Source organism: Streptomyces albicerus, assembly GCF_008905045.1.
Classification (GTDB): Bacteria; Actinomycetota; Actinomycetes; order Streptomycetales; family Streptomycetaceae; genus Streptomyces; species Streptomyces albicerus.
In genome coordinates, this window is record NZ_VWMY01000052.1 from 1 (window position 1) to 12739 (window position 12739).

The following is a 12739-nucleotide window of genomic DNA, read 5'->3' on the forward strand; positions in this document are numbered from 1 at the left end:
AAGCTTCGGGCCCCGACGAGGAACTGACGCACCAGCAGCAGAAGTCACGCAACTACTAACGATCAACTACTGGCGCAGGACACTAGGCACTGTTGCGGCCTTCGACGTGGGAACGGCGCGACCGGCCCGGCAGACCCGCGAAACCGTCGAGACCGTGGCCGGCTACGCGCTGTGCCGCTGCGGAGGCTCAGGCTCGAAGGCGGTCTGCGGGGCGACTGAGCATGGCCATAGCCTGGCGCCGGCCTCGTCCGACGGCGACCTACGCGGCCTCCTGGCGGCGGGCGCCGATGTGCGCGCTCTGCTCGCGCACTATCGCGGGCAGCCGTGGCCCTCGTGGACGTCTCCACGCGCCGCGGTACGGCCGAACCGCTGCTCCGCATTCACGGCGCGCCGACGACGGCCTTGCTGCGCATCAGGAAGTCCGACAGGTAGCTGTCGTGAGGCACACCCGGCGCCATCCAGTAGGTGGGGTGATCGCCCATGTACAGATTGGCGATGGTGGGCTCCGCGAGCAGCGCGTCCAGCAGGGCGCCGTCGTGTGTCAGTGCCGACAGGACGAGGGTGTCGCGCAACGGAACGATGCCGTCCGCCCGGCTCCAGGGCGCCACCCACACACAGGGGAAGGGGAGTTCCGTCCGCAGTGACTCCGCGCCGGGACTGTCGACCTGGTGGACGGCGGGGCGCAGCACGGCACTGCCGTCGCCGAGATCGTCGACGACCCCGTCGCCGCCGAGCCAGGCCCGCGCCCCCGCTGCCACCTTTCGCAGATGGGCGCTGATGGTGACGGCCCGGTCCAGTGGACACACGGGCAGGACCGCCCGCTCATCCTGCGGTGGCAGGCTGGGCAGGACGGACAGGCATTCCGCGATCGCCTCGGCGACGGGCGCGGGATCACCCTCGACGAGGACGGCGGTGGCGTTGACGCACGCGGTGCCCGCCTCGTCACTTATGGAGCCGACGATCGTGTCCAGGTGAGCACGCCAGTCCGTGTCCGCGGTGATGAGGATCTTCGTGCGGCCCGGCCCCTGCGGCAGCACCCGGGAGTCATGCGCGTACCGAGCGACCACGTCGTCGCCGCCGTACACCACGGCTCGGTCGGCGTCGCGCACCACCGTGTCGGCGGCCCGGTGGTCGGTGGGCAGCAGCATCAACTGGTCCTCGCGCACACCGGCCTGGCGCAGTGCGCCGACCAGCCGGTAGGGGGTGAACGGTTCACGCCTCGATGGGCGGACCGCGACGCGGTAACCCAAAGCCAGCGCCTCCAACCACAGTCGGTGAACGCCGGGATGGTTGCCGGAGGCGTTGACGGCGAACACCTCGCCGCGCCGCGCCCAGACGGCATGACCTCGGCGTACGGCCTCGTCCCGCAGGCCTGAGGCCGCACCCTGCGGCCTGCCTCGCTCGGCGGAGACGCGGGCCAGGGCGACGAACCGTGCTGTGCCCTGTGTGGCGGCCCGCACGACCGTGAGGGGGGTGCCCGAGACCCGGCTCACCAGGTGCTCGTACTCCCGCACGCCCAGTCCGCCGATCGTGCCGGAGGCGAACGCCTCCCCGGCCGCCGTCAACAGCGCGTCGAGCCCGGCCGTATCGAGCGGCTCGGCCTTCCGCAAGGCGGCCATCGCCCTCGTGACGTACACCGGCGGAACAAGGCTCAGTCGCGCCACTTCGGCGCCGGCCACGTCCGTCACCGGTGTCGGGGCCAGCGTCCGGTAAGGCCCTCGCGGACCCAGCGCGTCCAGGTACACCGGGCCCTCCGTCCGGGTGGCGGTCATCAGTAGACGCCCTCGATCACGGTTTCGCCCTGGACGGTGGGCACCGGCGCGACGTCCCCGACGGCGTCGCCGGCGTGACCGGCGGCCGGTGGGACGCGCAGGGCGGTATCGCGTTCGGCGTTGTTGGGGATCAGCATGGACTTGCTGACGTGGCTGACCACCACCTGGCCTCGCTCGCCGACCTTCACGCTCTCCGCGGTACCGGGGTGCACGACGGACAGGAAGACGTGGGGGGAGACAGGGTCGAACACACACGGCTCGGACGCGGTGAGACCGACGCGCTCCAGGAGCGCGGTGAGCATCATGGTGTTGCCGTACATACCGATGAGTGGCACGTCGGGGAAGACGTCGGTGCTCAACAGGTGCCGCGTGTCGGGATCCATGTGGGTACCGCCCCAGATGATGGCCTTGACCTTGCCGTTGATCGTCTCCAGGAGGTCTTCCTCCCGTGTGAAGCGCTCCAGGAGCGGGGTGGTGGCGGCGAGGACGCCGATGTCCTGGGTGAGCAGAATGCGCCGGCACTGCTCGACGAGATGATCGGTGTAGGCCGCGACCTCGTCGGTCTTCCCCGCGGCGATCAACTTCTTCACCCACCGGGGGTCCATGTCGATGCTCAGGCCGGCGCCGCCGAGAGAGGCAGCCGCCCGTTGCAGCACGTCGCCCACGAGATGCGGACCGGTGGGAGCGACGGTCAGCCACTGGGCTCCGACGGGCACTCGATGTGCCCTGAGACTCCGGTCCACCTGTTCAGTGCTGCGCCACATCCAGTCGTCGAGCTGGACGACGTGCTTGGGCGCGCCGGTCGTGCCGCCGCTGTCGAAGACGTTCAACAGCCTGACCCGGGATCCGTATCCCCGGGGGATGAGGTCGGCCACCCGCACCTCCCTCAACTCGTCCGTCACGTCGGGGAAGAGCGCGAGGTCTGCCACCCCCTTGACCTCCTGCCGGGGGTCGAAGCCGAGCCGCGCGGCCCGGTCGAGCCAGAACCGGGAACCGGTCGTGGGGGCGAAGTGCCACTGCATGGCCGCTCTGACGAACTCGTCCGGATCCACACCGTCCGACGGGCCGGCATCCAGAACGGTCAAAGACTCGTGCGGCAAGGCATGTCCCTTCTCGAAGCTGCGCGGCCGGAACGGGCCCGAGGGGCGTCGACTGACGCTGCGCATCACCTAAGACCGGATCGGCACCTGGTCTGTGACAGCGGCGCGCATGAGCCCCCGTCGAACGAGGCCGACGAGGACAACCGAGGGTCACCGTGCGCCCGGCGTCGCAGGCAGCCCCTCCCGGTTCGGTCATCGGCTGAACAGCCCGAAAACGGCGGACGGCTCCCCACCGAACCGTTCGGAGGGGGCCGTTCAGGACCGCGGCATCGGGAGGGCGTACACCTTGTCGAAGTGCTGGGCGATCAGCGGTCCGTCGCTGTCGCAGGAGAGCTGCCAGTCGTTGATGCCCGTGTTCCGGCCATCGGTGAAGTTCCAGAGCAGCTCGCCCTTTTGGCCATCGATCGCGTAGAACCCGTCCTTGTTGTGCGCGGCCGTGACGAACACCGCGCCGCCGCCCGCGACGAGGGCGTTCTCCAGGTCCAGCCGAGGGGTCTCGCGGAACCAGCGCCGGGAGCCGTCGGCGGCGTCGAACGCCTCGACGCCGTGCGGGTTTCTGGTGGTGCAGTACACCGTGCCGGCCGCGGCGGTGACGGACGCGAATCCGCCCTTCTCCTCCTTCACCCGCCAGCGCAGCGAACCGGACTGCAGGTCCACGGCGATGAGCTCGCTGTCGACGGCGAAGACGGTTCCGTCGAGCACCACGGGGGCCGACCGGGTGTCCGAGTCGGAGTTCATGGGCTGGCGCCACAGGGCGTCGCCGCGGGCGTTGGTGCCACGGGCCGTGAGGCGGTGCAGCCCGTCCATGTAGATGAAGCGGCGGGATTCGAGGGCCGGCTTGAGATCGAGACCGATGTCCTCCGCGCTGATGGGGATGACATTGGCCACGCGGGTCTGGAGATCCGTATTGAGGACGACGTTCGTGGAGGTGGCCGACCCCTTCGACCCGTCCGGGCGGTCCTGCCGGTTGAACCGCAGACCGGCGATGGTGACCCTGTGGTCGTCGAACCTGCCGAGCAGCGTGTCGAACCGGAAGTCCGTTCCGAAGTCCAGCGAGAACCGCTCGGTGCCCGTGGCCGGGTCGACGCCGAGCACGGTCGCCCCGGTGCCGAGCGCGACGATGTCGCCCGAGACGAGGATGGGAGGGGTCGGGGACTGGCTGATGCCCTGGTAGGTCCACCGGGGACGGGTGCCGTCGGCGAGGCCGAGGCAGAGCAACGCGCCCGACTGCGTCTTCAGTAGCGCCGTTCCGTTGTAGACGGCCGCCGGTGCCTGGACGAGCGGGCCGCTCTGGTACGTCCAGAGCGGCTTCGGTGCCGGACCGGTCGGCTGTGCTGCCGACCGTGCCCCGCCCTTGGACCCGCCGAGCAGTGCGGCGACGCCGGAGCCCAGGGTGGCGGTGCCGAGCGCGGCGGCGATGAGGACCGTACGGCGGGAAGGGCGCGGCCGGGGCCGCCGCCGTGAGCGGTGAGTGACCGGCTCGGGCGGCTTCTCGCGCGTCGGCCCGGGCGCCGGGCCGGGCGTCCGCCCTTCGGGGAAGACGACGCGGTTTGGGCTCGGGCGCTCCGTGACGAGCTGCTGAACGGCCACGCGCGGGTCGGTGCGGACGCCGCCGGCGACAGCGAGGCCGGTGGCTGCGGCGCCGGCGGGCTCCCGTTCGACGGTGTCCGCCTTCGACTCGAGCCCGAGGTCCAGGTCCATGAGGGCGGCAGCCTGCCGGCTGACCGAGGAGGCCACGGCTTCCGGCAGCCAGCCGTCCCAGTCCAGCATGTCGGCACCACCGGGCGCGCACGCCGCCGACACCCGGTCCGGACTGGGCCTGGCCGTCGGGGACTTGTCGAGACAGAGCTCGATGATCGTGTCCAGTGGATCCGGGACCCCCGTCAGATCCGGCGTGCCGTGCACCACCTGGTACAGCAGGGTGGCCGCGGACGAGCCGTCGAAGGGCGCGTTCCCGGTGGCGGCGAAGGCCAGGACCGAACCGAGACAGAACACGTCTCCCTCCGGGCCCATCGGGTCACCCGTGGCGTGCTCGGGGCACATGTACCGCGGGGAGCCGAGCAGCACACCGGACAGGGTGAGTTCGTAGCCGTCGGTGGCGCGGACGATGCCGAAGTCGATGACCCGCGGGCCCTCGGGGGACAACAGCACATTGGACGGTTTGAGATCGCGGTGCACCAGTCCCGCGGAGTGCACGGCGATCAGCGCCTCGGCGAGTCCGGCCCCGAGCGCGAGCACCGACTTCGGCGGCAGCGGCCCGTACTCCTCGACGGCGTCGGCCAGCGTCGGGCCGAGGATGTGCGCGGTGGCCAGCCAGGGGACGGGGCCGTCCGGGTCGGCGTCCACGACGGTCGCCGTGTATCTGCCGCTCACCGCCCGCGCCGCGTCCACCTCGCGCCGGAAACGGATCCGGAAGTCCTTGCTCGCGGCCAGTTCCGGCCGTATGACCTTGACGGCCACGGTCCGCTGCTGGTCGTCCCTGGCGAGAAATACCTCTCCCATCCCGCCGGCGCCGAGCCGCGCGACAGGACGGTACGGCCCCAAGTGCTCCGGATCCGTGGGACGAAGTGGCTCCATTGCCCTCAGCTCGCCTGTTCCTCGTCGAATGGACTTGGAGGGAGAGTAGGTGCTGCAGGGACAGTTGGGGTACGCAAACGAGCAACCTATGGCCATTACTTGACGTTTCAGATAGATACCGGCCGGACGGTCTCGGAGGCCTTCGGGGGGCGAATCCGGCATGTCGTATTCCGTATCGCCTGTCTCGCCCGCGGCGCGGATCACAGCGAGTCGTCGGGCCTGGGGATGCCGGACAGTGCCTGCTCGGCCCAGATCGTCTTGCCCGGAGGCGTGTAGCGGGTGCCCCAGGCCTGTGCCAGCTGCGCGGTGATGAACAGGCCGCGCCCGCCTTCGTCGACCGTGGCGGCGTGGCGCAGGTGCGGTGCGGCCGAACCGGCGTCCCGCACCTCGCAGGTCAGGGAGCGGTCATGGATCAGGCGGAGTTCGAGCGGTGGGCTGCCGTACCTGACGGCGTTGGTGACGAGTTCGCTGACGATGAGCTGGGTGTTGAAGGCGGTCTCGTCGTCCACGTCCCACGCGGCGAGTTGCCCGCGGGTACGGCGCCGGGCGACGGCCACGGCCGCGGGGTCGGGGTCGAGCGGCCAAGCGGTGAACCGGTCGCGGGGGAAGGACCGGGTGCGGGCGACGATCATCGCGGCGTCCCCGGCTCCCAGACCCGCCGGGAATGCGTAGACGAGGGCGTCGCAGAGGTCCTGGAGCGGGCGGTCACGGTAGTCCGGCGCCGACAGCGACGGCAACGGCAACGACCCTGATGATTCGGCGAGATAGGAGGTGAGGAGCGGATCACTGGCGAACACAAGGACGCTGCCGTCCGGCACCTCGACGTCGACGGCCGCGAAGGGCGCGCCCTCCGTGGTGCCCAGCTGTGGCCCGGCCGGTGCGCCGGGAACGGTGACGGTGCCGTCGGGGCGCACGACGAGCGGGGTCAGGTGGCCGGCTGCCGTCATCGCGCAGGTGCCCGTCAGGGGGTCGTGCACCGCGAACACGCAGTCGGCGGTGAGCGTTTCGCGGCGCAGCGGATCGCCGAGCGGGAGATGTGCCCGTTCGGCGGCGAGCTGGCCCGCCGTGTCGTGCAGGCGGGCGAGGATCTCGTCGGGGGCGAGGTCGAACGCCGACAGCGAGCGTACGGCCGTGCGCAACTGACCCATGGTCGCGGCCGCGTTGAGACCGCGTCCCGACACCTTGCCGACGACCAGGGCGGTGCGGGCGCTGGACAGGGGGATGGTGTCGTACCAGGCGCCGGGATCGGCACCGCTGACGGAGAGATAGGCGGTCTCCAGCGACGCGTGGGTCTCCGGCCGCCGGGGCAGCAGTTGGCGCTGGACGGTGGCGGCGACGGTGTGCTCCCGGGTGTAGCGCCGGGCGTTGTCGATGCACAGCGCCGTGTGCGCGGCCAGTTCGACCGCGAGCTCCTGGTCGCCTTCGTCGAAGGGAGGCGAGTGTCCCGTGCGGTACAGACTCACGATGCCGAGGGCGGCGTCGCGCAACGCCAGGGGAACCACGAGGAGAGAATGCGCCCCCGACGCGCGGAGCGCCTCCGCGCCAAGGGGATCGACGGAGAGCCACGGGGCGGCCTGACGCAGCGAGACCACGCGTGGACGCAGGTCGGCCAGGACTTGGGTGAAGGGGGTGGGAGCAGGCAGGCGGCGGACCTCGCCCACCATGTGGGCCTGCGACTGCCGCCAAGGTTCGCCCCGGACAGCGGTGCGCATCACGGGCGTGCCCGTGGGCAGCGGGGCCGGCGGCGGGTCGTCGCCGCGTATCACCGCCTCCACCACTTCGACGATCGCGACATCGGCGAACGCGGGGACCACGGTCGCGACGAGTTCCTCGCCGGTCACGGCAGGATCCAGGGTGTGTCCCACCTGCCCGCGTACGGCGTCGAGCACCCTGGTGCGGGCGCGGGCCCGCTCCCGCTCGGTGACGTCGATCGCGGTGACAGCCACTCCGAGCACCGACCCGTGCGGGCTCTCCAGGCGCAGCGCGCTGATCTCGAATTGCCGATCCTGCGGCGGGTTCCCGCTGACCCGCGCCCGGACGATGCGCTGCAGCAGGGGGACTCCGGTATCCAGCACCTCGCGCAGGAGCGCCTCCACGTCGCTGTCTTCGACGATGTCGTAGACATCGCGTACCGGGCGCCCTTTCAGTTCGTCCAGGGGTACGCCCCGCATGGCGGGGGTGGCGGTGTTGACGCGCACCACCCGCAGACCGGTGTCCAGCAGGTGGAGCCCGATCGGTGACTGTGTGAACAGCGCCTCCAGCATCGAGGCCGTCATCTCGTCCACTCGCCCACCGGGATCGGTGTGCGCCACGGGGACCACCTCCGAGCTCCGTCCCGCGCGTGCTCCGGCGCACGGTTGCCCCGTATCCGGGCGTGCTTCCAGCGTGCTCCGCGGTCGGCACCACCGCATCCGCAGACGACCGGCCACGTTCACGAGGAGTGCGGGACGCGCTCTGCGGCGCCGCGCCGTCCGGCAACTCACCCATGGCGGAGAGGCCCGGCGCGGCGAGGGTGGCAGAGGCGGGGCGTGACACGCGCCCGGGACGCTCGGGTGCCCGGGGCCGCTCCGGCCGGAAGGAGCACCGACCATGCGACGCTATCCCGCGATCGCGGACCATGGGCTGGTCGGAGATCTGCAGACCGCCGCACTGGTCTCCTCCGACGGCACGGTCGACTGGCTGTGCGCGCCCAGGTTCGACTTGCCCAGCGTGTTCGCCTCGCTCCTCGACCACGACCGCGGTGGCCACTTCACCGTCTCCGCCGACACCCAACGCCCCCCGGTGCAGCTGTACTTGCAGGACACGGCGGTCTTGGTGACCCGTTTTCTGACGGAGGCGGGAGTGGGCGAGGTGGTCGACTTCATGCCGGTGGAACACCCCGAGAGCCCCGCGGCGCGGCACCGGCTGGTCAGGATCCTGCGGGTGACCCGCGGCCGGGTCCGCTTCTCGCTGGAGTGCCGGCCCCGCTTCGACTACGGCCGTGCCGGGCACCGCATCGACGTGGGCGAGGACTCCATCCATCTCGACGCTCCCGGCGCCCGGGCCGTGCTGCAGACGGTCGGCCCGGTGGCGTGGAGCAGGGACGGCGACGATGTCCGCGGCGAACTGACCCTGGACCAGGACGAGTTCGCAACCGTCGTACTGACGATGGGCGACACGGACGACGCGCCCGTGCCTCCGCTCACGCAGGCGGCCGTCACGACGCTGTACGAGGAGACCCGGGACTTCTGGCACGCGTGGGTGGGCCGCAGCCGGTACCGCGGACGCTGGCAGGACATGGTGAACAGGGCGGCCATCACCCTGAAACTGCTCACGTACGCGCCGACCGGAGCGCCCGTCGCGGCGCCCACCATGGGGCTGCCCGAGCAGATCGGCGGCGGACGCAACTGGGACTACCGCTACACATGGGTGCGTGACGGCTCGATGTCGGTCGGCGCCCTGTTGGGACTTGGCTATACCGAGGAGGCCGACGCGTTCCGCAGGTGGCTCGGCGACCGGCTCAGGGCGGGCCGCACCACGACCGGCGAGCCCCTGCAGATCATGTACCGCATCGACGGCGACCCCGAACTGCCGGAAGAAGTCCTCGACCACTTCGAGGGCTACTGCGGATCGACGCCGGTACTGGTGGGCAACGGCGCCGCGGGCCAACTCCAGCTCGACATCTACGGAGAGGCGGTGCTCGCCCTGTCCCAGGCGGTGGAGGACGTCGGCGAGGTGCCGCCCTACGACGGCTGGCAGGCCCTTTCCGGAGTGCTCGACTGGCTGGTGAAGGCATGGGACCGGCCCGACGAGGGGATCTGGGAGACCCGCGGCGGACAGAAGGACTTCACCTACAGCCGCCTCATGTGCTGGGCCGCTTTCGACCGAGGCATCCGGATGGCCCGTGACTTCGCCCGCCCCGCGGACATCGTGGAATGGAGCACTGCACGGGACGACATCCTGCGCCAGGTCATGGAGCGCGGCTGGAGTACGCGGCGCCGGGCGTTCGTTCAGCGGTACGAGGACACCACCCTCGACGCCTCCCTTCTGCTCATGCCCTCCGTCGGGTTCGTCTCGCCAACGGATCCGCGCTGGCTGTCCACCCTCGAGGCGATGGAGGACGAACTCGTCTCCGACAGCCTCGTCCACCGCTACGACCCGGCGGCGTCACCGGACGGACTGCGCGGCAGCGAGGGCACGTTCTCCCTGTGCAGCTTCTTCTACGTCGACGCACTCGTGCAGGCGGGACAGCTCGGTCCGGCGAGGTACGCCTTCGTCAAGATGCTCACCTATGCCAACTATGCGGGTCTGTTCGCGGAGGAAGTCGGCCCGACGGGGGAGCAGCTCGGAAACTTCCCGCAGGCCTTCACGCACCTGGCCCTGATCACGGCCGCCCTCTCGCTGGATCACCAGATGGACGCGGTCGGCTGAGCGCGGCCCTTTCGGGGCCCGCGGAAGTCGCGCGGCCGGTGCCATTCGCCCCTCCACCGGGACCGCCGGCCCCTATGTGGCGCGCGCATGCGCGGGAACACTGGGATGCTGAACGGAGAGCGCTGCCCATGACCTGACGAACAGTGGTGGTGAGCGCCATGGCTGGGTTGGAGGAGAGCGGCCCGGAAGCGAGCAGTCCGCGCGCCGATCCTCAGGGAGACCCGTTCTTGCGCACGCGGTTCGCCGTACCGACGCGCCCCGCGACGTTCCTGCGGCGGGAGCGATTGGTCAACCATCTCGACCAGGCACTTCTGACGCCGTTGACCATGGTCAACGGCGCCGCGGGTGCGGGCAAGACCCTGCTGGTCGCCGACTGGGCCGCGGGGCGGGACCGGCCGGTCGCCTGGCTCACCACCGACGCGGCGGACCAGGGATGCGGCATGTTCTGGGCGTACCTGCTCCAGGCCCTGCGCTCCTCCGGTGTGCCGCTGCCCGCCGAGATCGGCTTCCCCGCGGACGCGAGCCGCGTGGACCACACTCTGCTGGCGCGACTCGCCGCCGACCTGAGCGCTCGGGACCGGCCCGTGATCGTGGTGCTCGACGAATACGACCGTGTGACCGACCCGGAGATCGCGGAGCAGCTGGAGTTCGTCCTGCACCACGCGGGACGGGGCATGCGCCTGATCCTCGTCACCCGCACCGAACCGCTGCTGCCGCTGCACCGTTACCGCGCTGCCGGCGACATGACGGAGATCAGAGCAGCGGAGCTGGCCTTCACCTCCGAGGAAGCGGCCGCGCTGCTGGAGCTGCACGGGCTGCGCGTTCCGGTGCCGGCCGCGCGTGCACTCGTGGAGCGCACCCGGGGATGGGCCGCCGGCCTACGGCTGTGCGCCCTGGCCGCGCAGGAGAGCCCGGATCCGGAGACGTATCTCAAGGAGTTCGAGGCCGACCGCACCACCGTCGCGGACTTCCTGCTGGCGGAGGTGCTCAAGCGGCAGACTCCCGAGACGCAGGACCTCCTCCTGCGGGTCAGCGTCCTCGAGCGCTTCTGTCCCGAGCTGGCGAACGCGCTGACGGAGCGCACCGATGCCGAGCCGATCCTGGCCGGGCTGCACCGCGGGAACGCGTTCGTCGAGCACCTCGGGCACGCCTGGTACCGGCTGCACCCGCTGTTCGGGGAGATCCTCCACGCCCATCTGCGGGTGCGGTCCCCTCTCCTGGAGCCCGAGCTCCACCGGCGGGCAGCGGAATGGCTGCGGCGCTGCGGATCACTCGTGGAGACGCTGGGCCACGGTGTCGCCGCGGGCGACTGGGAGTTCACCGCCGGTGCCCTCGTCGACGACCTCGCCATCGGTCAGCTGTTCACCGGCCTTCGCTCCGACGACCTGGCCGAACTGTTCTCACGGATGGGGCCCGAGGCCAAGAGCCCCGCCACGGACCTCGTCCGCGCGGCGCGTGAGCTGTCCCGGTGCAGACTCGACCGTGGCCTGACCCACCTGCGGCGCGCCGAGCAGAGCCTGGCGGAGGAGAGGCCGACGGCGGACGGCGCACCCGGCCTGGCGGCGGCCCAGTTGAGCTGTGCCCTGTTGGAAGCCCTGGCGGCCCGGCTGGCCGGTTCGCCGGGAAGGGCGAAGACGGCCGCGCAGACGGCCGAGAAACTCCAGGAGGAGGTGCCCACCCACCTCCTGGACGAGCATCCCGAACTCACCGCCCTCCTGATGACCCATCTGGGCTCGACGTGGCTGTGGGCCGGGCGCTTCGAGGACGCACGCGCCGCCCTGACCACGGCGGCCGGCTGCTCCGGGGGAGCTTCGACAGCACTGCCGCGCGAGGAGTCCCTGGGCCACCTGGCCCTGATCGACTACCTGAACGGCTGGCTCGGCAGGGCGGAGCGCAAGGCACTGGCGGCGATGACCGAGACGGCGCGGTTCGGCCTGCCACGGGCGTCCGGCTCCGGAATCTGGCTGCTGGTCCTGGCCGCCGTGGCCGTCGACCGCAACGAACTGGGTCAGGCCCAGACCCTCCTCGACGCGGCGGCCGACTCGCACGGCGCGATGCGGGACCCGGTGGCGGCAGCGGGGCGGGCCATTGCCACCGGACGTCTGCTGCTCGCCCGTGGCAAGACGCGTGCTGCGCTCGAAGCGGCGGAACCGGCCGTCGCCGCCGACGTGGTCTCACCGTGGGCGGAGGGACACACCGCCTTGGTCGCCTCCGCCGCACACCTGGCCGAAGGGCGGCCGGAGACGGCCGCCAAGCTGCTGCAAGCGGTACCCGACGACCAGGTGGCGTGTGCCGTGGAGGCCGCGCGGGCCCAGCTCGCCGCGGGCAGGCCCGTCGCGGCGATCGACCTGCTCGACAGCGCGCGCCCCGTGGGCCGCACCGGCCCCGCCGTGACCGTCCGGGCCTCGCTGGTCAGGGCAGAGGCCGCGGACCGCTCGGGAGACTCCGCCACCTCGCGCAGGCTCGTGGCCCAGGCTCTTCACGAGGCACGGCGCGAGCGGCTGCGGCGCCCCTTCCTCGAAGCCGGACCGTGGATCCGGCCTCTGCTGAGTACGGGGCCACTGCGCGGGCTGGCCGCGGGCTGGCTCACCCCCGTTCCGTCGCCGCACGGGGGGCCGCCACGGCTCGAGGACCAGCTTCCGGCGCCGGTCGTGGAGGAGCTGAGCGGACGCGAGCGCGATGTGCTGCAACGGCTGGCCCAGATGATGTCGACGGAAGAGATCGCCGCCGATCTGTATGTCTCGGTGAACACCGTCAAGACCCACCTCAAGAGCGTGTACCGGAAGCTTGCGGTGAACCGGCGCCACGACGCGGTGCGCCGGGCGCGCGAGCTGCGGCTGCTGTGACCACGTGGTCGTGAGGGGGGCCGCGCGGCTCGCC

General features: G+C 71.4%; 6 protein-coding genes. 2 read left to right on the plus strand and 4 right to left on the minus strand.

All coding sequences use genetic code 11. The features are described 5' to 3' along the window. Positions 1-380 precede the first annotated feature (380 nt). The 4 genes from GAS53_RS37730 to GAS53_RS37745 all read right to left on the minus strand — a co-directional run bounded on the left by GAS53_RS37730 (position 381) and on the right by GAS53_RS37745 (position 7761). A complete protein-coding gene (locus GAS53_RS37730) occupies positions 381-1772 on the minus strand; it encodes an aldehyde dehydrogenase family protein (protein ID WP_151482282.1) in 1392 nt (463 codons plus the stop codon). Beyond that, the gene (locus GAS53_RS37735; RefSeq protein ID WP_151482283.1) at positions 1772-2872 is read right to left on the minus strand and encodes an SRPBCC family protein; all 1101 of its coding nucleotides are present in this window, start codon (positions 2870-2872) and stop codon (positions 1772-1774) included. Before GAS53_RS37735 ends, GAS53_RS37730 begins: the two co-directional genes overlap by 1 nt. A gap of 255 nt (positions 2873-3127) precedes the next feature. Continuing rightward, positions 3128-5374, minus strand: coding sequence for a serine/threonine-protein kinase (locus tag GAS53_RS37740; protein WP_263974204.1), 2247 nt, complete (start codon positions 5372-5374; stop codon positions 3128-3130). Between the two features lie 275 nt (positions 5375-5649). Beyond that, complete coding sequence (locus GAS53_RS37745; RefSeq protein ID WP_192583459.1) at positions 5650-7761, minus strand: SpoIIE family protein phosphatase; 2112 nt, start codon at positions 7759-7761, stop codon at positions 5650-5652. Positions 7762-8038: 277 nt separating this feature from the next. On the opposite strand from GAS53_RS37745, the gene GAS53_RS37750 reads away from it, so the two are divergent. Continuing rightward, positions 8039-9859: a glycoside hydrolase family 15 protein gene (locus GAS53_RS37750; protein WP_151482286.1), complete on the plus strand. Its 1821-nt coding sequence runs from the start codon at positions 8039-8041 to the stop codon at positions 9857-9859. Between the two features lie 158 nt (positions 9860-10017). Next, a complete protein-coding gene (locus tag GAS53_RS37755) occupies positions 10018-12705 on the plus strand; it encodes a LuxR C-terminal-related transcriptional regulator (protein ID WP_151482287.1) in 2688 nt (895 codons plus the stop codon). The last annotated feature ends 34 nt before the right edge of the window (positions 12706-12739 follow it).

Bases quoted from the DNA above. Each gene is read 5' to 3' on its own strand.
- GAS53_RS37750 (WP_151482286.1), top strand. From the start codon at position 8,039: ATGCGACGCTATCCCGCGATCGCGGACCATGGGCTGGTCGGAGATCTG.
- GAS53_RS37740 (WP_263974204.1), bottom strand. From the start codon at position 5,374: ATGGGAGAGGTATTTCTCGCCAGGGACGACCAGCAGCGGACCGTGGCC.
- GAS53_RS37730 (WP_151482282.1), bottom strand. From the start codon at position 1,772: ATGACCGCCACCCGGACGGAGGGCCCGGTGTACCTGGACGCGCTGGGT.
- GAS53_RS37755 (WP_151482287.1), top strand. From the start codon at position 10,018: ATGGCTGGGTTGGAGGAGAGCGGCCCGGAAGCGAGCAGTCCGCGCGCC.